The sequence below is a fragment of the Actinosynnema sp. NPDC023794 genome (assembly GCF_040639675.1).
Taxonomy (GTDB): Bacteria; Actinomycetota; Actinomycetes; order Mycobacteriales; family Pseudonocardiaceae; genus Actinosynnema; species Actinosynnema luteola.
The window spans coordinates 1-25,962 of record NZ_JBFAFR010000026.1 but is presented as its reverse complement, the minus strand read 5'-3'; the positions used below and the strand labels follow the sequence as shown (position 1 = coordinate 25,962).

Here is a 25,962-nt window from a genome sequence, read left to right as displayed (position 1 = left end):
GCAGGATAGGGATGATCGTCTTGTCAGGTCACCTCATTTCGACCCCACCTCGTTCAGCCAGGCGCGCCGGGCGGCGGCACGGGTGAACTCGCGGACGTGGAGTCCCGCGCGCAGCCACGCCATCGGGAAGTCGTCGCCTTCGTCGCGGACCACCCGGCCGAACGCGTCCCGGCCGCGGTCGCGCGAGGCGTCGGCCAGGCCGGCCAACAGGTCGGCGGTGGTGGTGAGGCCGTTGCGGGTCAAGGCGGCCACCTCACGCCCGGCCGAGGCGACGGCCGCCACGGCACGTCCGCCGAGTGCGATGCGGTGCAGCACGTTCTCCAGCGGGCGCGCGGGACGCGGCACGCGTTCGGCGGGCTCCGGTCGTGCCGGGAGCTCGCGGGTGCCGTCCCCGGCGACGTGGGAGCGTTGGAGCCGGTCCAGGCCGAGGTCGACGTGGTGGCGCAGGTCCGTGGGCAGGTCGAGGTCGCCGGTGACGGCGAGCGCGACGGCCGTGCCGGGTCGGTCGGGCAGCAGGCGTGCCACGGCGCGGAGCCGGAGGCCGGGCGCGTTCGCGAGGACCCGCAGGTTCTCCCGTGCCCGGTCGCCGTCGCCGACGAGGTCGACGTGGGTCTCGTCGGCGGTCAGCCGCAGCGCGTCGCCCGCCGCGCCGAGCACGGTCCCCGTCACGAACAGCAGGTCCGCGCCGGACGGGCGGTGGGACTCGGGTCTGGTGTGGGCGTGGAACGCGCGGGTCACCTGGTCCGGCAGCGGTTGCGCCCACAGGGCGGCCAACGGCGGCTCGTCCCAGGACGCGGCGGACGCGGCCACCGCGCGGACGGCCTTGCCCGCGCCGAGCCGGTGGTCCGCCGACGCCGTGCCACCGGAGAGCAGCAGACCCGCACGGCCCAGTTCGCGCTGGCTGAGCCCGGATTCGCCGATCGCCACCGGTCCGCTCGCGGCGGCGGCGACCCGTTCCGCGCCGCCCGGCATGATCGCCGGCACGGTCCACAGCACGCCGCCGTCGTCCACCAGGTGCGTGACCACCCCGGCGTAGCCGGAGGCGGCGACGACCACCTCGGTGCACAGCCCGTACAGGCGCAGGGAGCCGATCGGGCGGTACTCGCGCCGGGCAGTGCCGCGCAGCTCGGCCGCGGGGCCGGCGCCCGTGCGCAGGTCGTGGCAGAGCAGCATCAGCTCGACCAGTTCGGCGGTCAGCGCCTCGCGGTCGAACGACGAGTCGCCGGCGCGCGCGGCGGCCAGCGTGGCGGCGATGCGCAGGCCGTTCGCGGCGGCGCGGTGCAGGCCCGCGACGCGGGCGACGTGGACGGCGCGCAGCAGTTCGGCCCGGACCACGGCGCCGCTGCCCGTGGCCCCGGCGCGGAGCACCGTGCCGCACGCCGCCCAGAGCGCGCTCGCCGCCACACGTTCGTCGTCGGACGTCGTCTCGACGGTGTCGGCAACGGGCTCATCTGGGACCGCCGCCGTCTCCTGGACGCCATCCGCGACCTCGGCCGTCTCCTGAAAGCCATCCGCGACCTCGGCCGCGGCCACCGCGATGCCCCGGTGCAGGCACTTCGGCGCGAGCAGGCAGCTGCACACCAGGTCGTCGGCCGTCGTGAGCACGCCTTGGCGCAACGTCCAGGTGAGCGCGGTCTCGGCGTCGAGCTCCGCGCGGGCCGTGTCGGCGTCCGCGGTCACCGTCCAGTCGGCCACGCGCCCGAGCGACGCGTCGACCCGCTTGCGCAGGCGGGGCGGCAGGGCGTCGAGCACGTCGGCCACCACCGCCGGGAACACCGGGGGCACGCTCATCCGCGCACCTTCTCCCCCACCCAGCGGGCCAGTTCACGCGGGCTGAGCGCGGCGACCGGCATGCCCGCCGCGACCAGCGCGCCCGCCACCGACGTGGAGTAGCGGGCGACGCCGCGGTCGTCGAGGCTCGCGCAGCCGAGCACCGTCACCCCCGAGGTGACCAGTTCCCGGACCTGCGCGACGAGCGGCCCGACCGGACCGCCCTCCTCGAAATCGCTGACCAGTACCACCATCGTCCTCTCCGGCACGGTCACGAGGGAACGGGCGTGGCGCAACGCGCCCGCGATGTGCGTGCCGCCGCCCACCCGCACCTCCAGCAGCAACGACAACGGGTCTGCCACCCGGTCGGTCAGGTCGACGACCTCGGTGGAGAACGCCAGGAAGTGCGTCGACAGCGCGGACACCCCGGCGAAGACCGATGCGGTCAGCGCCGACCACACCGTGGACGCCTCCATCGAGCCGGACACGTCCACCACCAGCACCAGCCGCCAGTCGTTCGCCTTGCGCCCGCGGGTGCGGAACACCGGGTGCTCCGGCACGACCACCACGCGGCCGTCGGCGCCGCGGCGAGCCGTGGCGAGGTTGGCCCGCAGGGTGCGCGGCAGGTCCAGCCGGCCGCCGGGCCGACGGGTCGGCGTCGGCAGCTGGATCCCGGTCAACGCGGGCCGCACCCGGTTGGCCAGTTGGTCGGTCAGCTCGCGCACCAGCCGTGCCACCAACGGCCGCAGCCGCGCCAGCGCCGACTCGGACAACCCGCCCGCCAACGACAGCACGGTGCGCAGCAGGTCGACCGACGGCCGCACGGAGCCGGGGTCGATCTCCAGCGCCGCCTCCAACCGCCCGCCTTCCGCCGCTGCCGCCAGCACTTCCTCGCGGACGTGCTCGCCGAACAGGTCGCGCAACTCCTCCGACCACTCGCGCACGTCGGGGAACGGGCTGGAGCGGTCCGCGCCGAGATCGCCCCGCGCCGCGCCCTCGCCCCGATCACGCCCGTACAGCTCGTCCAACGCGGCGGCGTACCTGGCCGCGCCCGCCGGGCGTTCGCCGTTCGACCCGAGCACCAACCGCCACCGGACCCCGGCGGGCAGTTCACCGGCGTAGGACAACCCGGCCGACGCCCCTCCCCCGCTCGTCACTCCGGTCGCCAACGCCTCACCGCCGGCCACCTCGGCGGTCGACTCGGCCGGGCCGGCCGGGCCGATCGGCGACCCGCCCGTGCCGGCCGCTCCAGCCGATGTCCCGGCCCCGCCCACCGACGTTCCGCCGCCACCCCCGGACGCGGCCGCTCCGTCCGCCGAGGCGGCGGCCGGCTGCGCCCGCTCGGGCAGCAAACCGTGCGCCCGCAACGCGTCCACCGCCGCGTGCTCGGCGTCCAACCACACCGCCAGCAGCTCCGGATCCGGCGCGCCGACCGCGTCGACCCGTTCACCCGTGCGCTCCTCGACCACCGCCAGCACCCGGGCCCGCGCCGCCGGCCCGACCGACGTGAACGCCCCGCGCAACGCGGGCAGCCGGTCGAGGAAGTCCCGATCCCCCAACCCCTCCACCCGGTCCAGCAACGGCGACAGCGCTTCCGGCGTCTCCAGCAACGGCCCGGCCGCCGCGAGCACCCCGGTGAGCCCCAGCCGCAGCACACCCCTGCGCTCCGGCGTGTTCGCACCGTCCACCCACGACGCCACCCGCTCGCCCAACACCGACGCGGGCGCCAGGCCGAGCAGCACACGGGCCGCGCCGGCCGCACCGGCGATCAGCGGCGTCCCCGAGTCGGCCAACGCCCGCAGGCACGCTTCGAGCCGCAGCCCGTGCACCCCCGGCCGCTGACCCAGCTCCACCAACGCCCGCGCGTCGGCGACGTCCTCCGACCCGGCGAGCCCGTCGAGCTGGGCCACCGCCGCCGTCTCCAGTTCCAGCGCCAGCAACGGGTGGGCGTCCAAGACGTCGCCCGGCGTCCCGGGCACGTGACCGGCGCGCAACCGGTCGAGCAGGTCCAGCCCCGCCAACAGCTCCCGCAGCGTCCCCGACGACGGCAGCACGGTCGCCGCGTCGGCCAACAGCGCGTCCACCATCCCGGGCAACCCGCACAGCGCCGCGTCCAGGAGATCGCCCAGCACGGCGGCGGGTGTGTGTCCGCCGCGCTGTTCGCGTTCGGCGCGACGGGCCCGCAGCCGCCCGAACGCGGCCAGTTCCAACGTCGCGCCCCACAACCCCGCCACCGGCAACGTCGCCGCGGTCGCCGGGGTCCACGTCACCGTCCACCGGGTGGTCAGCGCTTCACCGCCGCCGACGCCCGTGGTCGCGGTCTCCTCGCCGTAGGTCACGCCGAGCACGGCCAGCCGCCGCAACGCCACCTCGCGCCGCGCGTCGAGGTCCGACCGCAACGGGTCCAGCCGCAACGACACCGCCTCGCGCGAGTCCGGACCGGGCAGCCGCAGCGACGCGACCAGCGCCTCCACCGCCGGCGCCAGACCGGACCGGGGAGTGCCGGGCGCGAGCACCCCGGTGCGGTGACCCACCAGCACGTCACCGGCGGCCCGCGCCACGACCCGTCCCCGCCCCAGCGGCTCGGCGTGGGTCAGCACGGTCTGCACCGCCTCCACCAGCTCACCGCGACCGGGCGCGGGCAGACCGCGCAGCCGGGCCAGGTCGACCGCCAACCGCAACGCCTCCCGCGCCTCACCGGGACCGGCCGGGTGGCCGAGCTCCCGCACGCGCGCGCAGATCCGCACGATCAGCGACGCGGCGGCGGCCTCCACCGCCTCCGGGTCGCCCGCCGCCTCCAGCACGGCCTGCTGCCACTCGGGATCGCGGATCCCCGCCGGGTAGCCGGAACGCTCGTCCAGCAACGCGAACCCGTACGGCACCAACGACGTGACCACGTCACCGGCTACCCGGTCCGAGGTGTCCAGCGGCCCGTCCAGCAACGCCGCCGCGTGGAACGACCCGACCACCGCCGCGCAACGCCGTCCGTCCACTGCCCGCACGGCCCGCCGCATCCACGCCTCCCGGCGCAGGTCGTACGGGTCCACGCCGGCGCCCGCGGCGTCCTCACGCAACGCCCAGCCGACCATCAACGCCGCCCTCCGCACCGCCTCCGGCGTCTGGCCGGGCGCGGCGGCCTCCACCAGCCGGTCCCACAGGTCGTCGCCGTCACGGCCGGTCGTCGCACCGCGCAACGCGTCCGTCAACGGCGACGCGCCGCGCTCCTGCGGCCGGTGCCCGTCACCGCGCAGCGCGAGCGGCAGGTCGCACGGCCGGACCTCGACGCCGTTGCGGTGCGCCCAGCGGATCGCGGCCAGCTCCGGGGAGAAGTCCGCGAACGGGTAGAACGCCAGGTCGCCGTCCGGCGAGGCGCCGGACAACGCGACCGGCGCGACGAGGTCGGGATCGGCCAGGTGCGGCAGCCACTCCCCCAGCTCCTCCGGCAGCTCGACCAGCAACACCTCGGGCGCGAACGCGTCCAGCAGGGCGGGCACCACCACCGCCAACGCGGGCGAGTGGTGCCGCACCCCGATCAGGTAGGGGCGCCGGTGCTCGGCCAGCTCACGCATCGAGGACGTCACGGAGCTCCCACAGCCGTCGCCACGTGCGCGCGCCGGACTCGGCCCGCCGCCGCACCGCGCCGTCCCAGTAGCCGAGCAGCCGGGCCGCGTCGCTCGGGTCGTCCTTGCGGACCACGCCGAGCAGGTGGCCGGGCAGCAGCGACAGCGGGTCGCGGTCGCCGGGGAAGTACGCGTCGGCCAACCCCAACGACGTGGCGACCGACACCGCCTCCGCCGTGCTCATCACCGTCGACGGCCGCTCGACCGCCCACCCCTCCTCCGATACGCCGTTGCGCAGGTCGCGGAACGCGGTGACCAGCACCTCCAGCACCACGTCGTCCACGGCGAACGGCGCGCTCACCCGTTCCAGCGCGGCGGTGGCCTGCCGCCGCACCAACGCCGTCTCGGCCGCCAGGTCGCCGATGGGCCCGACGTTCTCGAAGTTGAACCGCCGCTTCAACGCCGCCGACATCTCCGACACGCCGCGGTCGCGCAGGTTCGCCGTGGCGATCACGGTGAAGCCGGGCGCGGCGTGCACGGTCGCGCCGTCCGTGCCGGACAGCTCCGGCACCGCGATGCGCCGGTCCGACAGGATCGACACCAGCGCGTCCTGCACCTCCGGCAGGCACCGGGTGACCTCTTCGACGCGCACCACGCCGCCACCGCGCATGGCGGTGAACACCGGCGACGGCACCAGCGCGCGAGGGCTCGGCCCTTCGGCGAGCAGCAGCGCGTAGTTCCAGCCGTAGCGCAACTGGTCCTCGGTGGTGCCCGCGGTGCCCTGCACGACCAGCTGGCTGCTGCCGGACACGGCGGCGGCCAGCAGTTCGGACAGCATCGACTTCGCCGTGCCGGGTTCGCCGACCAGCAGCAGGCCGCGTTCGCCCGCCAGCGTCACCACGGCCCGCTCGACCAGCGCCCGTTCGCCGACGAACTTGGCGCCGATGACCAGCCGGTTCGGCACACCGTCCACCGACACGCCCTTGGGCAGCGCCAGCGGGTCGCCGCCGCTGCCCATCACGAACGTCACGACGGCGCGCGGGGTGAGCCGCCACCCCGGCGGACGGGGCCCGCTGTCGTAGGCCGCGAGGAACGCCAACTCCTCGCGGAAGGCGTCCTCGGCGGGTTCGACCTGCCTGGGTGCGGTCACCTGCGTCCTCCGGTCTTGAGCTCTTCGTAGGCGGGCGCGTCGCCGTCGAGCACCCGTTGCCAGGCGCGGGCGAACAGGTCGGCGACGGGTTCCAGCGGCACGATGACGCCGGGCTGACCCGTGACGTACTCGAGCATCGGCGCCTTCCACCTCTCCAACGGCAGGTGCGGCGCGGCCAGGGCCAGCCACCCGCCGGGCAGGAACAGCGAACGCCCGGCCCTGGCCCGCTTCGCGGTGAGCACGAGGTCGGTCTCGGCGAGCGCGGCACGGGCCTGGCGCAGCCGGGCGGGTTTCCAGCAGGTCCACCGGGCCACGTTCGCGTCCGTCGGATCGGGCAGGGCGAGCAGCTGCAGGTAGAGCGCAGCCGCGTCCTCGGTCAGCCCGAACCGCGTGGCGACCTCCGCCACCAGCGCGGGCACGGACACCGTCGGGTCCTGGTGGTAGGCGGCCGGGTCGACGCCCTCGGGCGTCGGGACCGCGCACAGGGCGGTGAGGCGGTCGTCGGCCAGCCGGTCCAGCATCCGCAGCACGTCCTGCCCGCCGGCCAACTCCGTGACCGCGACGAACAGGTCCCGGTCGGCCGGTCCGACGAGGCCGGGCCTGGCCGCCAACCGGCAGTACTCCTCGCCCGCGGGGGCAAGCTCCAGCCAGCCGTGGTACTGGTGGACGCCCGCCTCGGTGGGCACGTCGACGCCGAGCAACGCGCACAACCGGTCCAGCGAGACCCACCGACCCAGGTCGACGGCGAAGCCCGGGTGCGCGACCCGCTGCCTGGCCAGTGCCAACGCCTCCGGCAGTCGGGCGCGCAGCGGCGAGCCGGCCGGGAGCCGGTGCGCCAGCCACACCAGCACCTGCGGCACCGACCACAGCGCCACGCGGTCGAACCCCTCCGGCCGGCGGGCCTCCAGCCCGTCACCGGTGAACGTCAGTTCGGCGTCCACGGTGAGCCACGGCGTGAGGTCCGGGTTGACCACGCCGGCCACGTACTCGCCGATGTCCCGCAGGTTCAGCAGCTTCGCCGCGTCGACGAGCACGTCCTCGGGCACCGGCGTCCGCCGCCCGTGCGCGGCGGTCCACACCTCGGCGACCGTGGCCACGTCGGGGCCGCTCGTCCACAAGTCGGCCGGGTCGGCGGGCACAGCGGCGGCGACCAGCTCGAGCCGGAGCCCGTCGCGCAGCCGGTCGAACCGGTCCCTGGCCACCTTGGCGCCGCCCGCGGACAGGCCGAGCAGGCGCCGGTCGGCGGTGGAGAGGAAGTTCGCGTCCCACCGGCCGACGCCGGGCAGCCCGGCCAGCAGGTACGTCGCCTCAGCCGTGCCCAGGCCGGTCAGCTCCATCAGCGCGGGCACCGCCTCCGGGAACCACGGCGCGGGGCCGCGCTCGGCGAGCACGTCGAGGAACCGGGCCACCCGGTCGGGCCCGAACGACGTGCGCACCTCCTCGGCGGACTCGACGTGCCAGTCCTTCGGCAGGTCGAACACACCGGGCGTGCGGCTGAACTGCAGGCCGTCGAACCGGCTGCCGGGGCTGTTGCGCCACTGGGTCTCGAACAGGGCGATGAACCCGTCGCCCACCGGCACGACCCGGTCCTTCACACCGGCCTGGCCCTTGTCCACGACCACGCCGAGGGTCCGCCAGTGCCCGGCGCCGTCGGCCAGGCCGCCGTCCGCGACGGACCGCAGCACGAGCGCCAGCGCGGCCCGCTGGTCGTCCGGGGTGAGCGGTGACGCGGCGCGGTGCGCCAGCGCGGCCAGGTGCGGCAGCGCGTCGAACCAGCGGGGCGCGTTCGACAGCGGCAGGGCGCGTGCCTCGGGCCGCGCGACCGCCTCGCCGAGCGCGGTGATCAAGGCGGGCAGCCCGGTCCGCACCTGGCCGCGCGAGTTGTAGGACCGGTAGCCGCCGAACCAGTTGAGCGCGGCGTTGACGTCGTCCTCGGTGACGGCGGGCCCGGTGGGCGCGAGGACCGGGTCGACCGCGCGGGCCGCCTCGGCGATCTCGCCGTAGCGCCGGTACGAGCGCTCCACCTCGGCGGCGGCGCGGACCAGGTCGACCACGCCGGAGATCAGCGCCGGGTGGGCGAGGCCGGGCAACTCGGCGGCGACGACACCGGCGAGCCCGCCGCGGTCGCCCGCGAACAGCGCTGTCAGCCGCTCGCGGACCGTGCGCTTGTCCGGCTCTTCCTGGCGTGCGGCGGCGAGCATCCGGTCCACGGCTTCCCGGGTCACCCCGCGCAGCGCGACCGAGCCGGCCTCGTCGCGGGGTCGCAGGAGGTGCCACCAGTCCAACGGCGGCACGAACGGCGTGCCCGTCGCGTACGCGGGGTGCTGCGTAGCTTCCGACACCGTCGCCAGCCTGACGCCCTCGGCGTCGAGCACCGCCGTCGTCTGGTTGCCCGTCGCCAGCGTCAGGTCCGCGCCGCCGGGCAGCCGCAGCACGCCCTTCGGGCGGGCACCGCCGGCCAGCCGGACCCGGCGGCCGTCCACGCCCTCGCCGGCGTACGAGCCGTCCGCTTCGCGGCGCACGCGCCATCCGTGCAGGCCGTCGGCCGCGCCGAGTGGACTGCGGTGCGTCGCGGGGACGGCGGGCCGCAGGTCGCACACGTCGAGTTCGAGCGACGTGCCGTCGGCGGCGAAGTCCTCGATGAACCGGGGCAAGCTCGCCCGACCGCGCTGGCCGGTGGCCGGGTCGACCTCGAACCAGCGCCAGCCGCGGTCGTGGTAGAAGCCGGTCCACACGGTGGCGCCGTCGCCGTGCGCCTCCGACAGCGTCGACACGACCGTGTCGCCGGGGTGCGCGGCCCGCCCACCGGCGAACCGACCGCCGCCGGGCAGCGCGATGGACGCCCTGACCATGTCGTTGCGGTGGTAGGTCCGGCCCTCGCCCATCGCGAAGACGCGGTCCGGCGCGTCGCTCCAGTACGCCAGCTCGCCGTCCGGGCCCTGCCAGCGCACGAGCAGCACGCCGTCGAACCACGACGCGGCCGGCGCGGCCCCCCAGCGGTGCCGGGCGTGGGCCGGGATGCGGGAGACGTGCTCGGCCAGCACGCCGTCCGGGCCGACCACGACGAACGTCTCGCCGCGGCGCAGCACGAGCGCGGGCCAACCCTCGCCGCACACCACCACGCTGCTGTCCCTGGGCGTCCCGGCCGTGGCCAGGCGCGCGACGGCCTCCTCCAGGGCGGGCCACCCCAACTCGTCCAGCACGCCCCCGCGCAGCGTCCGGTGCAGGGCCGCGGCCACGTCGGTGCGGGCGAGCGACTCGGCCGCCTCGGGCACGTCCACGTACGCCTCGGGCAGCCGCACGACGGCCAACGTGTCGAGGTGGGCGCGGAGGTCGGGCAGGCCGGTGACGGCGACGCGCTCGACGCGCCCCCTGATCCACGCACCGAGCGCGCTGCGCAGACCCGGCACGGCCATCGCGGACGACAGCACGTCCACGGCGACGACGTTCGAGCGGAGGTGCGAGCGGGCGTGGGCGATGAGCCCGGAGCCGAGCGCGCCGCCGAACCGCTCGGACGCGGCCAGCGCGGCGAGGTCGCGGCGGCCGGGCTGGTCGTCGGCCAGCCACCCGGTGACGTCGAGTTGGTGGTCGTCCTGGTTGCCGCGGGCGATCGGGACGTCGCGCGACACCAGCAGGTCCAGCACGTCGAGGTCGCCCTGGCGGTAGTGGCGCAGCACGCGGACCGGCACGGCGTCGGCCGCGAGCCGGCCCGCCATCGCCTCGACCAGGTCCAGCAGCTTCACCGACCGCCCGGTGCCGCGCCACCCCGACGAGCGGACCGCCAGCACCGACGACAGCCACTCGGCCGGGTTCGCCTCCACCTCGTCCGGCCCGATCAGCGCGCGGGTCGCGCCGCACGAGGCGAGGATGTCCAGCCACAGGTCGAGCACGGTCTCGGAGTCGGGCACGAACGACAGCAGCCGTCCGCGCACCTCCGCGTCGCCCGTCGCCAACGCCACCAGCGAGGCTCGGTAGGACTTCCAGAACGCGCCGCCCGCGCGGCTGATCGCGGAGCTGTCCAGGATCGCCCGCAGCAGCCGGTGGTCCTCGGCGACGAGGTCGCGCTTGGCGGCCTTCGCCAACCGCCGCAGGTCCTCCGGCATGCCCGTGTACGGCGGCAGACCACCCCGCGTGCGCTCCACGCACAGCGTGAAGAACAGCTCGTAGGCCGCGTCCGTGTCGTGCTTGCGGGCCAGGCCCTTGGCGTGCGCGGACAGCGCCTTGGCGGTCAACGCGCCGGCGAAGGCGAACTCCAGGAACACCTCGCGCGTGCGCTCGGGGTCGACCGCCAGGTCGTGCACCTCCTCCGCCTCGCGGGCCTTGCCGAACATGCTCGCCGCGTAGCTGGTGTTGCCGTGCTGGAGGAAGATCCGCCCGGCCTGCTCGTAGAACGTGGGCAGGAAGTGCGGCGCGGACCGGCCGAGCATGGCGCCCAGCGCGGTGAACCCGTCCTTCGCCGCGCCGGCGCGCGACTTGGCCGTGCGGGCCAGCCGTTCGACGTCCTTGACCAGGTTGAGCGCGTGGTGGCCGTTGGCCGGGTCGTGCACCAGGGCCCAGGCGGGGAAGCCGAGCGCGACGCGCTTGCCGGTGCCGACGTCGGAGACCCGGGCGGGCGCGTCGAAACCGAGGTACTCGCAGGTCAGGTCTTCCGCCTGACCGAGGACGGCGGGCACCAGCCGCACCACGACGCGGCCGTCCAGGCCCTCGTGGGCGTAGTGGCGGGCGGTGATGGTGTCGCGGTCCTCGCCGACGTCGTCGGCGCCGGGCAGCACGGCGCCGGCCGAGATCAGGGCCTTCGGGCTCAGGGCGTTCACGGGGCCACCACCGCTTCCTCGACGACGCGACCGGCGTGGATCGCCGCCGCCATGCGCATCCCCTCGGACCACGCGACCGGTCCGACGTCGGCGAGCGGCAGCGTGGTTCCGTCCTCCAGCGCCCAGTGCAGCTCGCCGGTCCACGTCTCGCCCTCGGGGTAGTCCGAGCCGAGCCAGTAGCGGGCCTCCACGACCCGGCCGTCCTCGAACGCGGAGTAGACCGCGTCGCCGCCGCGCACCGGGTAGCCGAGCGTGCGGCACCGGCTCAGCGCGTGGTTGAGCTGCTCGAACCGGCCGCCGGAGAAGTCGTCGACCGACGTCTTGCCCGCCAACCCGGACGGTCGGGCGTGCGTCTGCCGGAACAGCTGCTGCACCTGCTGCTCGACGCCGAGTTCCGCGCCGAACTCGCGCAGCTCCTCCAGGTCCTCCAGCAGCACCGGGTGCGGTATGCCCACCACCTCGGGCTTCAGCCGTCGGGTGTCGCCGTCGAGGGTGACCACCCCGAGCCCGCGCTCGGGGTCGGCGTCGCGCAGGAACCCGGTCTCCGCGCCGCTGCCGTCGTCGGCCGTGACCACGAGGTCCCGCAACGCTTCGGCCCACGCGGCGTCGGCCCAGACCTCGGCGATCAGCGCCGCCGGCACCGGCAGCGAGCGCACCATCCAGCCGTCCACCGTGGACAGGCACTCGGCTCGGTGCCGGGACAGCCACTCGGCGAGCTGGCGCAGCTGGACGACCCTCGGGTCGTCCTTGAGCGACGCGGGCACCGAGGACAGCAGCTTGCCCTTGGCGTTGCGGCACTGGACGCGCCCGTTCTCCCCGAGCCGCACCTGGTACCCGGACGCGTGCCCCTCTTCGGATTGGGCATCGAGCCAGCCCACGGTTCCTCCTGCGAGTCGTTCACGACGGTGTGGCGCGGAGGTTAGCGAGGGGGTCCGACAAAATGATCAGGTCGGTCGGTTCGTCGCCTCGTCGTGACCGGGAGCGGACTGCACGAACGGGCGGCATTACCTCAAGTCTTGCCCAAATCAGGTGCGGGTGTGACCGGCGTCTCCCTAACCTCTCCGTCATGAGACTGCTGCTGTGGATCGCGCTCACGTGCGCGCTGGCGGTCGAGGGGGCCATGGTCCTCCCGCTGCTCGCGGGCGTGGCGATCGTCGGTTGCGCCGAAGTACGGCGCCGATCGCCACGCCCGCGAGCACGGGTCCGCCCTGATCTCCTCGCCCGATGACCGGAGTGGTCGCGACCGTCGGTCGCGATCGACCTCGCGCGCCCGGGCGGCGCACGACCTGACCGGCGGCGAATCGCTCCGCCGCGGGGTCGCACCGCCGATCGACGGGCGACCTCCCGTCAGCAGGTCCTGCGCAGGACGGCGCCGGATGTGCCGGCCAGCGAGACCTCGGTGACCGACGTGCCGCGCTCGTTGACGTGCCCGCCGTCCAGGGGCACGGTGACGGACCGGCTGTCGGTGCGGTTGGCGTTGACCACGACCGTGCCGCACGTGAAGTCGCGGACGAAGACGTTCGTGCCGACGGACTTGTAGGGCCCGGACGGCGTGCCGAGGTCCCAGTCGTACTCGGCGCGCCACGGCGAGGCGTCGCCGTAGCCGTCGGTCTGGTCGATGCTCGCGATCGCGGCCCGGTCCCCGGCGGCCAAGAGGTAGCTGGCCAGGGCGAACCGGTACGGCCGGTCCGCGCCTTCGGTGTGGTGCGGCTGCACCCAGGTGATCTTGCCCCTGGCCTCGTTCGAGGCGATCTCGGCGACCTGCCTGCTCCACCCCTCGGGGTACTCCGAGAGCAGGTTGGTGTCGCCGAACGTCAGCCACCACTCGTCGAAGCCGCCGTCGAGGTGCTCGGTGTAGGCGTCCCAGGCGCCCGCGTGCAACCGGGCGTTGGACAGGTTCGCGACCGTCTTCAAGCCGGCGGCGACGAAGTCGTCGCGGGTGTTCGCCAACATCGACTTGTACGCGTCCTGCAATGCCGCGTCGGTCGGGTACTTCGCCGGGCACACGCCGTCGTGATAGGCGTCGCAGGGGAACAGCGCGTTGTCCATGAACACGCCGTCGAATCCGGACGCGGTGCTGCTCTCGATCACGTTGGCCGCCCACGCGGCCTGGTAGGCGGTGTTGCCGACGTCCATCTGCCAGTGGCCGGAATAGCCGCCGTACTCGAACCGGCGGCCGTTCGGGTCGAGCAGGAACCACTCGGGGTGGTCCTTTTCCGCCTGGCAATACCCGACACCGGTCGGCAACTGCGCGTCGTCCACCCCGTCACGGCACGCGTACGAGCGCGTGGACGACAAGTCCTTGTAGACGAACACCTGGAGGGCCGGGTTCGCCGCCTTCAGCTTGGGGATCAGCGCGCCTTCCCAGGCGTTGAGCACGATGTAGGCGCGTCGGCGCGCCTCGGTGGCCAGCACCTCGTCGGAGACGGGTGTGGAGTTCATGTGCAGCCAGAAGGACTGCACCGCGCCACCTCCGCCCGCGACCGGCTCCTCCGCGGCACTGGTCGGACTGGACGGCGCGATCAGCGTCGCCGTCATGACACCGGCCACGATCGGTAGCAGTATGCGGGCCCGGCCGCGGCGCGCAAGCCGGTGTCGGACGCGTTCATGGCGATGGGGCAGGGACATGCCGGACTCCCCGGATTACGGCAGGCGGCACCCCGATGTCGATCACGACAACAATGTCGGGCACAACGGGGAATGGGGCGCACCCGCCTCGTATCGGTAGCGCGAAGATCGCCTACCAGCCGGTAGGCGAATCGCGACCGCAGTTAAACCGCTCCACATCGGGCAGGTCAAGTAACGGGCGTCACATCACGCGTGAAATAGTTCATCTCCATTGGTCGCAACTATTTCGGTCAACTGGGAAAGGATCATGCCGAACCCGTGTCACCCGCCGAACGGGTTGGCGTCCTTGAGCAGGTCGACCAACGGTCCCACCAGGTCGGCGACGAAGTCCCGGGCCGCCGGCACGAAAATGATCACGGCCACCAGCAGCGCCACGTACGGAGCGACACCGCCCCTGCGCTTCGACGCCATGCCCACCCCCGGATGCGTTGCCGCTTCCAGCATCCCACGGCCGCCACGAGCGACCGGCGGACACGCCTGGGAACGGTCGGCGCACCGCCTGGTCGGGGGGATGCCCGGCGTCCCGCGGAAAACAGCCTGTGATGTTGTCGGTGGGCCCGGATATGGTCCCCGACCATGACGGGGATCCGCTACCTGACCGGTGACGCGACCAGCCCTCAGGCCAAGGGCCCCAAGATCATCGCCCACCTCTGCAACAACCGGGGCGGGTGGGGCAAGGGCTTCGTCCTGGCGATCTCGAAGCGCTGGCCGGAGCCTGAAGCCGCCTACCGCCGCTGGCACCGCGAGCGGGCGCACAACGACTTCGCGCTCGGCGCCACCCAGCTCGTCCAGGTCGCGCCCGACCTCTGGGTCGCCAACATGGTCGGCCAGCACGGCCTCAAGACCAGCCGCAGCTCCGGGCCTCCGATCCGCTACGACGCGGTGCGCCAGTGCCTGCGCGACCTCGCCGCGCACGCCGCCCGGCTCACCGCCGGCGTCCACCTGCCCCGCATCGGCACCGGCCTGGCCGGAGGCCGGTGGGACCGCGTCGAACCACTCGTCGTCAGCGAACTCACCAGCCGCGACATCCCCGTCACCGTCTACGACCGGGCGTGACGGCCCGTCAGGCGACGCCCGAGCCGCCGTCGACCGGCACGATCGCGCCGGTCACCATCGACGCCCGATCGCTGAGCAGCCACGCGGCCACCTCGGCGACCTCGCGGGGCTCCGCCATCCGACCGAGCGGGATCGTCGGGGTGAGGCGCTCGATGACGCCGGGGGTCGCCGCCTCCCACTCGGCGATCATCTCCGTCGCGGTGCCGCCCGGCGTGATCCCGTTGACCCGGATGCCCTGACGACCCCAGGTCACGGCCGCGGTCTCGGTGATGCTGTTGAGCGCGCGCTTCATCGCGCCGTACGCGGGGAGCTCCGGGTTCGCACGTCGACTGCCGATGCTGGAGGTGTTGACGATCGCTCAGCCGCCGCTGCGGCGCATCAGCGCGGCCTCGGCCGTCATCGCGGTCCAGTGCGCCCGGAAGTTCACCGCGAACTGCACGTCGACGTCCTCGTCGCTCGTCGAGTCGAGCGGACCGGGCTGCTGGATCGTCGCGCCGTTGTTGAACGCGCCGTCGAGCCGTCCGTGCAGCTCCTCGACGCGGTCGACGGCCGCGCGGATGCTCGCGCGATCGGCGAGGTCCATCGCCACGGCATCCGCGACGCCGCCGTCCGCGCGGACCTCGGTGACGATTCGACGGAGGGCGTCCGCACCGCGGGCGGCGAGCACGACGGCGGCGCCCTCGTGGGCGAAGAGGCGGGCCGCGGCCTCCCCGATGCCGCGGCTGGCGCCGGTGATGAAGACGACCTTGCCGGTGAGCAGGCCGGTGGGTGCGCTGTCGTTGGTCATGAGGACAGCGTCCGGCCGGCCACCCGACCGGAGGCAGGCACAGGCTGTACCAGGATCCGCAGCCGCCGCGAGCGGCTCCGACCGGAGGACGTCGGCCTCCCCCCGGGCCCGCGACGCCGGACACCGGGTCTGCGCCGCGAGGAGGTCGCCGTCCTCGCGCACATCTCCACCGAGTACTACGTCCGGCTCGAGCAGGGCCGCGCGCCTCGCCCGTCGGCCGAGGTCCTGACCGGGATCGCGGGCGCGTTGCGGCTCGCCGGCGCCGAGTCCGACCACCTCCACGTCCTCGCGGGCACCGCGCCGAGCCGGACCGGGCTGCACCGGCGCGACGTCCGCCCGAACATCCTCGCGCTCCTGGAACGCCTGCCGCAGACCGCCGCTCTCGTCGTGTCCGCGACGTTCGAAGTGCTCGCGTGGAACGATCTCGCGGCGGCGCTCATGGAGGACTTCGCCGGCCTCACGCCAAAGGGCCGCAATCTCGCGCGCCGGGCGTTCCTGGCCCCGGCGCACGCCGAGTCCCCGCTGTACGGGATCTCCGACGTCGCGGAGTTCCGCCAGCACGTCGTCATGGAGCTGTGGGCCACCCTTGCCTGGTACCCGTCCGACCCCGCCGTGACCGATCTCGTCGACGAACTGCGCGACGCCGCCCCGGAGTTCACCCGGCTCTGGGAGCGGCACGACGTGCAGGCGTCGCCGGTGCTCACGAAGACCTTCCGCCACCCGGTCGTCGGTGAGATCACCGTCGACTGCGACTCGCTCACCCTCGTCGACCGCGACCAGCAACTCGTGCTCTACAGCGCGCCGCGGGAATCCCGGGACGCCGAGGCGTTGGCCCTGCTGGACGTGCTGGGGGCCGGGAGCTTCACCGGGCCGCCGACGTCACCTGATCACGAGGAGTGCCCTCCAGGCGGTCCCTGGAGGGCACTCCTCGATCGGCGGGGGCTACGAGTCCGACACGTCGTGGTCGCCGCGTCGCGGCAGGACGTCGACGACCGCCGTGACCGGTCCTCGGGCGGTCATGCCGGTGACCGTCACCTCACCCGGCTTGTCGGTGGCGCCGGGCGGCAACGGTTGCCAGCGGACGGGGATAGCGGTGATCTTGTTGTCGGCGGTGGTGAGCACCTGGACGGTGGCGGGCAGTTTCGGTGCGGCGCCCACCGGAGTGGCTGTGTGGACGGTGTCCTGGAGGATGTGCTTGGCGCGACTGGCGTTGAAGACGTTGATGGACGCGTGCGGCTCCCACGTGTTCGCCAGTCCAGGCACGGCCCGGAACATCGTCTGGAAGCCGGCCGGCTCCCACACCAGCACGCCGGCGCCCTTGTTGTCGACCACGTCGTTGGCGGCCTGGAACACCCGCTGGATGGCGTCCGCCTGCCCCTGGATCGTGCGGGGGAACGGCGAGTTGGGCATCGGCGAGCCGTCGCCGCCGGAGGCGGGGTACGCGGTTTCGGCGATGTCGATCTCGTACCCGGGGTACGTCGTGGCCATGGTGTGCAGGTTGACGTCCAGCGCCTCGGGCGTGCCGTGCCACTCCGAGTAGTAGGAGATGGCCAGCACGTCGGGGTCCTGGCCCTTGGCCTTCACCCTGGTGAGGAACTGGTGCCAGAACTCCATGGTCTTGGCGAGCCGGTCCTTGCCGACGATCACGTGGATCTCGACCTTCGATGTCGGCGACGCGTCGCGGACCGCCTTGATCCCGGAGGCCGCCAGGGTCGTGAACCGGTCCCAGGCCTCGTCGTAGAGCTTCTGCTCGGCCGGGTCGGTCGAGCCCCAGTACCGCCACAGCAGCCCACCGCCGGGCTGGGACTGGTAGACGTCGGCCTGGTCGACGAAGTACTTCGGATCCGTCGTGCCGATGAGCGCCGCCTCGCTGCCGTACATGAACCCGTTGATGATCTCGTTGCCGACGGCGACCTTGTCCGGCGTCGTGCCCTGCCGGACCAGCTGACGCAGGTGATCGGCGGTGAAGTCGTACACCGCCCGGTTCAGGTCCCCGAACCCCAACTCGGCCCAGGCGCGCGGCTTCGGCTGCTTGGCCGGGTCCGCCCACGAGTCCGCGTAGTGGTAGTCGATGCCGAGGCCCATCCCGCGCTGCTTGATCCACTGCGCCGACGTCAGCGTGCGCTGCGGACCCTGGCGCGGCACCGCGGTCGGCTGACCGGTGCTCTCGCTGCGCGGCTCGTTCCACACCCGCAGCCGGGCGTGCTGCATGCCGCGGTCCTTGACCACGTCCAACTGGTGCGGCCCGGCGCCCCGGTCGGCGGCCAGTGGGTCGACCCAGTACTCCCGGGACTGGTGGTCGTCCACCCAGGACAGGTCGGCGCCGAGGACGAGGTCGTCGCGCAGGTAGTTGAAGACCTGGAGCTCGCTGACACCGACCTCGGCGCGGCCGGCCCCACCGGTGAACGTCAGCCGGACGAACCGCGTCCCCGGCCGGGTGAACAGGTGCACCTCTCCCCGCGACACGGCCCGGTTGTGGGACCGGTCGGCGATCGTCCGCCACCGGCGACCGTCCGACGAGGACTCGACGACGTACCGGTGGGCCGCGCCGCGCTCGGGGAACACCACCTTGACCTTGCGCAGGTTGTCATAAGTGCCACCGAGATCGACGGTGAGCCACTGCCGGGCGCCCGGTCGATCGGGGCGCCAGGCGGTGGTCGGGTCGCCGTCGATGGCCAGCCCGGCGGTCGACGAGCCGCTGCCCGCCGTCGCCGAGGACCACGGCTTGGCGGCGATGTTGCTCTCGATCGGCTTGATGTCCGCGGTTCCGAAGATCGCGCCGGCCGGCGCGGCACCCGCGACCAGCCCCGCGGCCACCAGGGTGGACAGCGTCGTCAGACCGGCGAGGACGCGGGTCGGGCGCTTGGTTCTCATGTTCATGCTCATGCGGTCGGGACTCCCACGTCGAGGTAGTCGATGTTGGCCAGGCCGCCCGCGGTGGTGGGCTCCAGCCGGATGGTGTTGCTGCCCGCGTTCAGCGAGGCGGTGAGGATCTTGGTGGACCAGGTCGTCCAGGAACCGGTGGACTCGAACGACACCGTGCCGACCGTGGACCCGTTCACCACCAGGTTCGCCGGGCGCGGAGCGCCGGTGCTGTGACCGTTGGCGAACCGGACCGCCAACGCCGCCGGGCCCGCCTGCGCGGCGTCGACGGTGAACTGGGCGTAGGCGCCCACGGCCGCGGTGCCGTTGCAGAACCCGGTGCCGGAGAAACCGGCCTGGTTCGAGTCGATCGTGCCCTGACACACCGCCGGCGCCGTCTCCGCCTCGTAACGCCGCCCCGTCGGCGGCGCACCGTCGGTCCTGACCAGCGAGAGCTGGTCGACGACCACGCCACCCGAACCCGACGCCCGCACGGTGACCGTCGCGGCCCCGCCCGGAAGCGCGATGCCGGCGAGCCCGCGCTTGGCCCAACCGCTCGACGACGGGATGGCCAGGGTCCGTTGGCCGCCGTCGACGCCGGTGATCACGACCTGCCCGGCACCGCCCCGGGCGTGCGAGGACAGCGTGTATGTCCCCGCGGGCACCGACTCGATCCGCTGCTCGACACCACCGCTGTCACCCACCTGCAGAGCGAAACGAGACCCGTTCACACCACCGTTGACGTTGCTCACCGAACCGCCGAGGTTCCGCCACCCCCGCACACCGGAGACGATGATCCGGTCCGCCTGGAAGTCGGGGTTGAGGATGTAGTTGTTGTCCGGCCCGACACGCCACTCCCCGGTCGTGACGTTGAACTGCCACTGGCTCACCGAGTGGAACCGGGGCCTCGCACCGGCCTTCGTGATCGGCACCCACTGGTTGTAACCGATGCCGTTCCACGCGAAGTCCGCCCAGCGGTCACCCGCGTAGATCACCGTGGTCTGCCTGCTCCCCTTCACGGTCACGAAGAACCCCGTCTGGGTGACGTGGCTGTAGTCCATCTCGGTACCGGCCAGAACGAACTCACCCGAATAGGAACCCTGGATGTCCCCGCCGGTCGACTCGTTGACGTAGTTGACCGAGGTGTTCCAACCGTGCAGGGCCGAGGCCGCGTGGTAATACCTCCCGTCGAGCTTGAACATCGCGTTGCCCTCACGACCCTCACCACGACGGATCTCCACACCCGGCTCGATCCGCAGCGAATCGGACTCCCGGAACCTGGACACGAAGCCGCGGGAACGTCCCTCACGGTTGGAGAAGACCGGGTAGTCCCTGCCGTCCTCGTCGGTGAACACCGTCTGGTCACCCGTGCCCGTCGTCGGCGAGTTGACCACCTGACCCTGGAAGTAGCCGTAGGCGAACGGACTGGTAGGAGTGTTGCCCTGCAGGAGCAGCACCCCGTGCGCCCCTCCGACATAGGCCTGCGTCGCCAGCACGTACTTGCCCGTGTTCTCGTTGTACACGACCCCCAACCGCCCGACCCACCCCGTCGACGCCATCGTGTTCCCGTTGTGGATCGCGGTCGAACGCGTCGCCACCCGGTTCTCGAACTTCCAGTTCACCAAGTCCCTGGACGAATACACCGGGATCGACACGAACGACACCTCGCCGTCGTACTTCCGCGTCGGGTCCGCCCGATAGCTCTCCGCACCGCGGTAATGCACCCCGTACCAGTAATACGTGTCACCGAACCTGAACACCCCACCACCCTGCGAGTAGATCGGATTACCGGCCGTGTCGTTCCAGAACGTGTTGTTCGTGACCGTCTGGAACGTGCCCTCGTCCGCGGCCACCAACCCACCGGCCGCGGTGACCAGGGCCGTCTTCGCCGCCGCGGCCTCCACCGCACCCGCCGAGGCACTCCCCGCCACCTCGTCCGCCACCGACAACGCCTTCGCGAACGGCCCCCACGACTCCGCGGTGTACTCCACCGGAACACGCGTCCGGTAATCGGCCACCGTCTTCCCGAGACCATGCGGATCATCCACCGCGTCCTCCACACCCGGAGCGTCCTGCGCGGCCGGGGGAACCACCGCGACCGGAGCGACCCCGGCGACGAGCGGCGCCGCCGCCGCTACCGACCGCGGTGCCAGAACCGACACGAACAACAGTGCCGCGACGAGTAGCGCCCGCCGCCTCCAGGATGTGCGTGGTGTTCGGGTCATCTTGGTGCCTCCTTGAATGCCTTGTGGCGTCACACGTTGAGGGAGCTCTGGAGTCCTCACGGGCGAGCCGGGGCGAGGACTGTGAACGTGCACAGCTGCCCGGTGACCGCCACCCCACATCAAGCCGGTAAGACAGATCATTTCCCAGGCTCGGGGGCCCGATACCTGTGAACGTGCACAGTTGACGCCGATCAGGAGTTAAAACGTTTACACCTGTCGCCTCAGCTTAGAGGATCGCCCTAGGCTGTCAACAGCACCTCAAGCCGAAAGTCCCGTCAGCGAGCGGTGTTGCCGCCCGACTGCCCTGCCCGACCTCGCGATCACGTTGGGTAAACGTTTCCACGAGGTCAGGCAGGTGTCGTGATCGGCAAGGCGGAGGCCCTCCTCGCTAGCGCAGGGAGGATGCCAGGCCGATGCCCTGTTCCCTCAGTGCCTTGGCGACGGTCTCCGCGATGCGCGCGGCCCCGGCGGCTTCGAAGTGGGTGTGGTCGTTGCAGAAGAAGGCCCCGACCGCGCCTTGGCTGTAGTCGCCGTTGTTGGGGCACAGGCGCAACGTGTTGTACAGCGCGATGCTGCGCTTGTGCAGGTCGATGACCGGCACCTGGTCGGCCTGGCCCTGGGCGATGGTCTCGTTGACGAATCCGCGGGTGGCCACCGCGGTCGAACCGGAGCAGCGGATCGCCGAGACGGGCGTGACGTAGATGGGCTTCACCCCGCGCGCCTTGGCTTCGCGGCCCATGGTCGCCATCAGCTCGCGGTAGCGCGCGGTGCCGACGTGGCGCGGGCAGTTGCGGTCGCCATCGTTGATGCCGAACTGGATGATCAGCCAGTCGCCGGCCTGCATGCCGTTGGACGAGAGCATGTTCGCCCAGCGCGAGGCGTAAGTGCGGGGGCTGACCACGCATTCGCCGGCGGCGTCCTTGGTGCTCTTGACGTTCGACTCGTACAGCCAGGTCTGGATGCTCCGCCCGCCGACGGCGTTGTTGACGACGGTGACGTCGTCGTTGAACAGCCGGTCGAACTCCCGACCCCAGCCGACCGGGCACGTGCTGTTGCCGTTGGCCATGGTGGAGTCACCGGCCAACCACACCTTGAACGGCGCGGCGGCGGTCCCCGGACCGGCGGCCTGCGGTGCGGCGCAGTGCGCGGGCGCGGGCGCGGCCTGCGCCGGCGCCACCACGACCGCCATCGCCGCGCACACCGCCGCCGTGACCGCGAGGCACCTGTTCCTCATCGAGATCCTCATTGATCCTCCATGTCGTTACGACGGAATTCGCGACGTCAGCGGACCTGCGTCGAGCGGATGACGCCCAGCCGGACGGCCTCGTTCAGCACCAGGTTCGCCATGGTGGCCGCGCCGTATTCCGAGAAATGGGTGTTATCGCCCTTTTCCCGGGTCAGGAAGAGGTTCTGGGACGCGGTGACGCCGAGTTGCTGGACGAGGGAGGCGGACATCGCGGTCAGGTCGATCAGCGGCGTGCCCTGCGACCGTGCGACGGTCTTCATCTCGGCGGGCAGGTTCACGCCGACCCCGTTGATGTGCCAAGCGGTGCCGGTGAGGCGACCGGACGAGTCGAACAACCTGCGGACCGGCGGCGTGACCAGCACGGGTGCGCCGCCCGCCGCGCGGACGTCGCGCACCATGCGGGTGAGGTTGTCGCGGAACGCGGTGGCCGAGGTCTGCTTGTCGTTGTGGCCGACCTGGATCACGACCGTGTCGCCCGCCCGGGTCTGCGACCGCACCGCGGGGAACAGCGCCGAGTTGGACAGCACCGAACCTGAGCTCTCGCCGGAGTCGGCGTAGTTCGCCACCGACAAGCCCTCGCGCAGGCGCGCGGGCAGCGCCTGGCCCCAGCCGGCGTAGGGGGCGACGGGCTGGTCGCACACGGTCGAGTCGCCGACCAGGAACAACGCCGGCGGCCTCACCTGCCTGACCGTGATGGCCTCGACCGCCGGGGCGCGACCGTCGAACACGAGGGTCAACCCCGGCGTGCCGGTGCCTCCTTGACCGGTCGGCTGGCCTTCGGGATTGCGCACGTTGACGGTGAGGACCCGGTCGACGAGCTGACCGGCGCCGGTGTCCACGGCGGCGAGCACCCGGCGGCGGGCCTCGGCGGTGATGCCGGTGTTGGCCGCACGGGTGGGACTGCCCAGCCGCACGGTCACGTCGTAGTGCCCGGGGGCGACGTCGTAGCGGCAGGTGACCGGGCCGGTGCCGGAGCAGTTGGCCGGGGCGGCGCCCGCCGGAGCGGCGCCGAGGGCGGTGAGCGCGCCCGACGCGACGGTCACGGCGAGCGCCGAGCGGAGGACGGCGGACAGGGTGGGCATGGGTGTGCTCCTTGCTGCGGTTCGACCGCAGGTCTGCGGGAGGGGGCGCGGGCGCGCCGGAGGCCGCTCCACGTCCGGGACAGGAGGCAGCCCCGGACGTGGAGCGGGCAGGGGTGACCGGAGCGCCGGCTCAGCCGGTCGAGAGGGCCGAGGACAGGATCGGCGCCAACCGGTCCGCGATCTTGCGGTGGCCCTGGTCGTTCGGGTGCACGTTGTCCGTGGTGTCGGTGGCCTCCACGATCCAGCCCGTGGTGTCGACGAACCTCACCTTCGGGTCGTTGACGATGCGCACGGCGGCCTGCGTCTCGGGGATGAAGCGCTTCCGGAAGGTCTGCAGCGCCAGGACCGTGGCGTTCGGGTACTTCTGCCGGGCCCGCTGGATCAGGGTGACGTAGGCGCTCTGGAACTGCTCCTTGGTGACGTTGTGGCCGACGTCGTTGGTGCCCAGGTTGATCACCACGGCGTCGGCGCGGTACCGCGAGAAGTCCCAGTTGGACGCGTTGGCCTGCAGACCGGTGCGCAGGAACCTGTCGCTCATGCCGATGCACCCGTCCGCCGCCGACACCAGGCACGCCCCGCCCACCGCGATCTGCGTGTGGCCCGCGCCGAGCCGCTCGCCGACCAGCCAGCCGTAGGCGGTCAACGCCTGCTTGGACGACTGCTGGCCCACGGTGATGGAGTCGCCCACGAACTCGATCAGCTTCGCGGGGACGGGCGGGGCGAACGTCGTGGCGCCCGCGTCCAGCTGGATGCCCCGGTAGACCGCGTCACCCCGGTAGGAGCCGGCGATCGGCCGGTAGGACACGCGCAGCGTGTGGTTGCCCGCCGCCAGTGGCGTGGGAGTGAGGTTCACCGTGCCGCTGCGGTTGACGTAGGAGACGTCCGGTCCGCCGTCGATGCTGACGAAGAAGTCGATCGCGTTGCGCTGCTTGAGCTGCACCGTGCGCCCGGTGAACCCGACGGTCACGTAGGCGCCCGCCCACTCCGAGACGTACGCGGTGGGGTCGGTGGTGTTCCACCGGCCGAAGTACTTGACGTTCGGGTCGGTCGGCGCGCCCGTGCCCCCCGGCGTGCCGCCGCCCAGGCGGACGAGCTGCCACTGCTGGTTGGCGCCCGAGTTGATGTCGTACTGCGAGACGCGCGCGCCGTCGGCGGTCGAGCGCTCCCACACGTCCAGCGCCTTGCCGCTGTTGCGGTTGACGAACCGGACGTGGCCGCCGTCGGTGTCGACGAGGCTGAACTGCTGGTTGGCGGCGTCGCGGTCGGTCCACTGCACCACCTCGGCGCCGTTGGCCGTCGACGAGGAGGCGATGTCCACCACCTTGCCGCTGTGGCGCGACTTGAGCCGGTAGTACCCGCCGCCGGAGTCGACGAACTGGAACTGCTGCGCGGACGAGTCGGTCCTGGTCGCCTGCACCACGGCGCCCCCGTCCGCCGTCGACTGGACCTGCATCGCCTTGCCGCTGTGGCGGGCGACGACCGCGTACGTGGCCGTGGTGTCGACCGTGGCGGCCTGGGCCGACGGCGCGGCCGGTGCGAGCGCGAGCGCCGCGACCGCGCCCACCAGCACGGACCTCACGACCGCACCGCATGACGACAATGTCATGTACGTGCCTTTCACCTGGAGTTGGCACAGCGGCGGAGCCGCCGGGATGAGAGGACATTTCCAGTCCGATAGTCGCGTCGATTTCGCGTGGCCGTCAATGGCCGCATCTCGTATGGGACCGCTCCGTCGAATATTCGACGCCGCGGTGTACACCTTTTCCGAGACGGCCGTCACCCGCGCTCGTGGGCAATCAGGTTCGCACTCGACGAGCCGATATGCGGAGATAGCACGACGGCCCGGACGCCTCGTGCGGAAAGCGCTATCCAGGTCGTGGTCGCATACCGGTCCGACCGCGACGGTACGAACGCCGCCACCCTGGTGTCAACAACCTTCGCGAAAAAGTTTCGCTCGCGTTCCGGGCATCGCCCGAACGGTCCAGCACGGCGGCCACCTCGACTCCGGGGCGTCACGAACCGCCTGTGCCGCCCCAGGTCCCGCCACCCGAGGGACACTGTGGACAGAGCACCGACCGACGCAAGTTGATCGGTCCATGCACGACCGGGCACTCCCCTGTCGCGGCTTTCGTCGAATGTTCGACAAGAAGCCGCCGTTCGCACCAGCGATGCACCGCCAGACGGGCGATCGACCGGGAACGTGCACAGTGGTTTCTGACGCGATAGCCCTGTAGTGCCAACAAAGTTGACGTGTTTACATACGTGACACGGCCAGCTACTGTGCACGTTCACAGCACCCTGTCGCTGCGCGACCGCCGCACCCGCTGTCGCCCCTGCCATCCACAGTCCGCCGCCGCGGGAAGCACCCTCCGACGAACGGAAGATCTGCCGTGCGCAAATCAACGACGGTCTCTGTGGACGGTGCGCGACCGACCGGCCGTCGCCTGGCAGACCGTCCACGACCAGCCGCCCACCCGAGCTTCGCCACCGGGTGACACCGCGGACGCCGCCGTTCCAACTCCCACAACCACCCCTGCACCAAGGAGTCATCCATGACCATGCGACGACGGACATTCCTCAGCGTGAGCGCGGCCGGAGCGGCGGGCGTCGGCTTGGGCCTGCTCGGCGTGGGTCAGGCGCTCGCCGCTCCCGTCGGCCCGATGGCCACGGCGCCGACCACGCCGTTCGCGGTCGGCGTGCGCAGGTACAACTGGACCCGCGGCAGCCGCCCCTGCACCACCTACGTCTACTACCCCGCCACCGGCACCGCCGGCGGCAACCC

Annotated in this window: 14 protein-coding genes and 3 pseudogenes; 4 read left to right on the top strand and 13 right to left on the bottom strand. The window is 72.7% G+C overall.

The genetic code is table 11. From position 1 onward, the window contains the following. Nucleotides 1-33: 33 nt before the first annotated feature. The 5 genes from AB0H12_RS34455 to AB0H12_RS34435 are packed head-to-tail and all read right to left on the bottom strand — an operon-like array spanning nt 34 to nt 12,172. On the bottom strand, nt 34-1,791 hold the full coding sequence (locus AB0H12_RS34455; protein ID WP_499628586.1) for a hypothetical protein: 1,758 nt from the start codon (nt 1,789-1,791) through the stop codon (nt 34-36). Further along, entirely contained in the window at nt 1,788-5,351 is a 3,564-nt protein-coding gene (locus AB0H12_RS34450) for a DUF5682 family protein (RefSeq protein WP_499628585.1), read from the bottom strand. Before AB0H12_RS34450 ends, AB0H12_RS34455 begins: the two co-directional genes overlap by 4 nt. Beyond that, the gene (locus tag AB0H12_RS34445) at nt 5,332-6,480 is read right to left on the bottom strand and encodes an ATP-binding protein (protein WP_499628584.1); all 1,149 of its coding nucleotides are present in this window, start codon (nt 6,478-6,480) and stop codon (nt 5,332-5,334) included. The genes AB0H12_RS34450 and AB0H12_RS34445 overlap by 20 nt, the downstream gene beginning before the upstream one ends. Continuing rightward, nucleotides 6,477-11,294 carry a hypothetical protein gene (locus AB0H12_RS34440; RefSeq protein WP_499628583.1) on the bottom strand — a complete coding sequence of 1,606 codons (4,818 nt, stop codon included), beginning with the start codon at nt 11,292-11,294 and terminating at the stop codon, nt 6,477-6,479. The genes AB0H12_RS34445 and AB0H12_RS34440 overlap by 4 nt, the downstream gene beginning before the upstream one ends. After that, nucleotides 11,291-12,172, bottom strand: coding sequence for a DUF4132 domain-containing protein (locus AB0H12_RS34435; RefSeq protein WP_499628582.1), 882 nt, complete (start codon nt 12,170-12,172; stop codon nt 11,291-11,293). The genes AB0H12_RS34440 and AB0H12_RS34435 overlap by 4 nt, the downstream gene beginning before the upstream one ends. A 188-nt stretch (nt 12,173-12,360) precedes the next feature. On the opposite strand from AB0H12_RS34435, the gene AB0H12_RS34430 reads away from it, so the two are divergent. Continuing rightward, nucleotides 12,361-12,522: a hypothetical protein gene (locus AB0H12_RS34430; protein WP_499628581.1), complete on the top strand. Its 162-nt coding sequence runs from the start codon at nt 12,361-12,363 to the stop codon at nt 12,520-12,522. 119 nt (nt 12,523-12,641) lie between these two features. On the opposite strand, the gene AB0H12_RS34425 is transcribed toward AB0H12_RS34430, so the two are convergent. Both AB0H12_RS34425 and AB0H12_RS34420 read right to left on the bottom strand, forming a co-directional pair. After that, nucleotides 12,642-13,832: a putative glycoside hydrolase family 15 protein gene (locus tag AB0H12_RS34425; RefSeq protein WP_499628580.1), complete on the bottom strand. Its 1,191-nt coding sequence runs from the start codon at nt 13,830-13,832 to the stop codon at nt 12,642-12,644. A 351-nt stretch (nt 13,833-14,183) separates the two neighbouring features. Then, nucleotides 14,184-14,333: a hypothetical protein gene (locus AB0H12_RS34420; protein ID WP_499628579.1), complete on the bottom strand. Its 150-nt coding sequence runs from the start codon at nt 14,331-14,333 to the stop codon at nt 14,184-14,186. Between the two features lie 165 nt (nt 14,334-14,498). On the opposite strand from AB0H12_RS34420, the gene AB0H12_RS34415 reads away from it, so the two are divergent. After that, nucleotides 14,499-14,978: a macro domain-containing protein gene (locus tag AB0H12_RS34415; protein WP_499628578.1), complete on the top strand. Its 480-nt coding sequence runs from the start codon at nt 14,499-14,501 to the stop codon at nt 14,976-14,978. A 7-nt stretch (nt 14,979-14,985) separates the two neighbouring features. Here the strand turns inward: AB0H12_RS34415 and AB0H12_RS34410 are convergent. Further along, nucleotides 14,986-15,765: pseudogene (locus AB0H12_RS34410) on the bottom strand (SDR family NAD(P)-dependent oxidoreductase). 54 nt (nt 15,766-15,819) lie between these two features. Between AB0H12_RS34410 and AB0H12_RS34405 the strand changes: the two are divergent. Further along, nucleotides 15,820-16,632, top strand: a pseudogene (locus AB0H12_RS34405) (helix-turn-helix transcriptional regulator); the annotation flags it as partial. Between the two features lie 75 nt (nt 16,633-16,707). Here the strand turns inward: AB0H12_RS34405 and AB0H12_RS34400 are convergent. The 5 genes from AB0H12_RS34400 to AB0H12_RS34380 form a co-directional block, all read right to left on the bottom strand. Beyond that, nucleotides 16,708-18,639, bottom strand: a complete 1,932-nt coding sequence (locus tag AB0H12_RS34400; RefSeq protein WP_499628577.1) for a glycosyl hydrolase 53 family protein — start codon at nt 18,637-18,639, stop codon at nt 16,708-16,710. A gap of 8 nt (nt 18,640-18,647) precedes the next feature. Continuing rightward, nucleotides 18,648-20,675 (bottom strand): family 43 glycosylhydrolase, encoded by a 2,028-nt coding sequence (locus AB0H12_RS34395; protein ID WP_499628576.1) that lies wholly within the window; start codon nt 20,673-20,675, stop codon nt 18,648-18,650. 565 nt (nt 20,676-21,240) lie between these two features. Next, nucleotides 21,241-22,086, bottom strand: coding sequence for an SGNH/GDSL hydrolase family protein (locus AB0H12_RS34390; protein WP_499628575.1), 846 nt, complete (start codon nt 22,084-22,086; stop codon nt 21,241-21,243). A gap of 47 nt (nt 22,087-22,133) precedes the next feature. After that, a complete protein-coding gene (locus AB0H12_RS34385) occupies nt 22,134-23,180 on the bottom strand; it encodes a rhamnogalacturonan acetylesterase (RefSeq protein ID WP_499628574.1) in 1,047 nt (348 codons plus the stop codon). A gap of 130 nt (nt 23,181-23,310) precedes the next feature. Then, the gene (locus tag AB0H12_RS34380; RefSeq protein ID WP_499628573.1) at nt 23,311-24,759 is read right to left on the bottom strand and encodes an RICIN domain-containing protein; all 1,449 of its coding nucleotides are present in this window, start codon (nt 24,757-24,759) and stop codon (nt 23,311-23,313) included. A gap of 973 nt (nt 24,760-25,732) precedes the next feature. On the opposite strand from AB0H12_RS34380, the pseudogene AB0H12_RS34375 reads away from it, so the two are divergent. Further along, nucleotides 25,733-25,962 (top strand): annotated as a pseudogene (locus tag AB0H12_RS34375) (alpha/beta hydrolase); the annotation flags it as partial.